The following is a 1,281-nucleotide window of genomic DNA, read 5'->3' as shown; positions in this document are numbered from 1 at the left end:
TGAAGTGAACCCCGAAAACGGGACACCAATCAAAACACCTAAACCACTTGTTCCCTAAATTCTTTAGGGGATAGGTGGTTTAATTTTTCTTGAATTCGCACACAATTGTAGTAATGAATGTATTCTAGCACAATCTTTCGCACAGTTGTGTTGGATACTTTTGTTATCTTTTGTGAATAGAAAGCTTCACTTTTTAAATGACCAAAGAAGCTTTCCATGACGGCATTATCATGGCAATTTCCTCTCCGGGACATGCTGGTGATCATGCCGTTTTCTTTGGCATACGCTTGAAATTCTTTTGCTGTATAAATACTTCCTTGATCCGAGTGAAGAAGGACATCTTTTACTTTTCGCCCTCTCATTGCTTGTTTCAATGTTTTCATCGCTAATGTCAGTGTTTGTGATTCGCTGATGACACAACTAATAATTTCACGATTAAAGGCATCCATGATCGTTGATAAATACAAGGTACGCTCTCCAAATAAGAGATACGTCACATCCGTAAACCACTTTTCATTTGGTTTGGATGCATCGAATTGGCGCTCCAATCGATGAGGGGCTACCATTGGTTCCGCACCATTGATATATTTCTTTTTCTTCCGACGCACTTTTGAAAGAATATGATTTTGTCTCATGATTCGTAATACTTTTTTATGATTGACACACAGTCCCATTTTTCGAAGAGTAGCGGTCACTCTTCGATATCCATACCGGAATTTATGCCTAAGACAGACGTCCTTTACTCTTTCTTCTATATCATCTTTCAGATCTTCCGTTCGTTGTAACCAACGATAAAATGTAGAACGGGGTAATTCTAATACGTTACACAAGTCTTTTACCGTTATTTTTGTTTGTACATTTCTCCATAAAGTAACTACAGTTTCTGGTTTCAGCCCCTTTCGATTTCCAGATACTTTCCCCATACAAGTAATTTTGTTTTTAGATGTTTATTTTCTAAACGTAGCTGTTCTAATTCACTGAGCTCTTTTGGTCCTTTTCCATAAGAATATTGTTTTCCTACAGGTTGTTGAAAACGATACGTTTGATCTGTACGATACCATTTCATCCATGTCTTAATTTGGGAAACATTTTTAATTCCGAGTTTCTCCATAATTGCACGATTTGAATAACCGTCTTTCTTCATTTCAATGACTTTCCACTTTGTTTCTTCTGGGTAATGAACTCTTGTCTTCAAACGAAAAACACCTCCAATGAATTTGCATACTTAGTATGCGAATTCAGGAGGTGTTTTTTCATGTACCACTATTCGGGTTCACTTCA

The 1,281-nt window shown here is 37.1% G+C and carries 1 protein-coding gene; it reads right to left on the bottom strand.

The features are described 5' to 3' along the window. Nucleotides 1-38: 38 nt before the first annotated feature. Nucleotides 39-1,195, bottom strand: a protein-coding gene (locus C4S65_RS33920; protein WP_097821174.1) for an IS3-like element ISBt2 family transposase whose coding sequence is annotated in 2 segments (ribosomal slippage) — nt 39-943 and nt 943-1,195 — 1,158 coding nt in all. Because the reading frame shifts where the segments join, the coding sequence is not laid out codon by codon here. Nucleotides 1,196-1,281: the final 86 nt, after the last annotated feature.

It is taken from the genome of Bacillus sp. ok061 (assembly GCF_900108285.1).
Taxonomy (GTDB): Bacteria; Bacillota; Bacilli; order Bacillales; family Bacillaceae_G; genus Bacillus_A; species Bacillus_A thuringiensis_S.
Note: the sequence above shows the minus strand (reverse complement) of the source record. Positions and strands in the feature narration are given on the sequence as shown.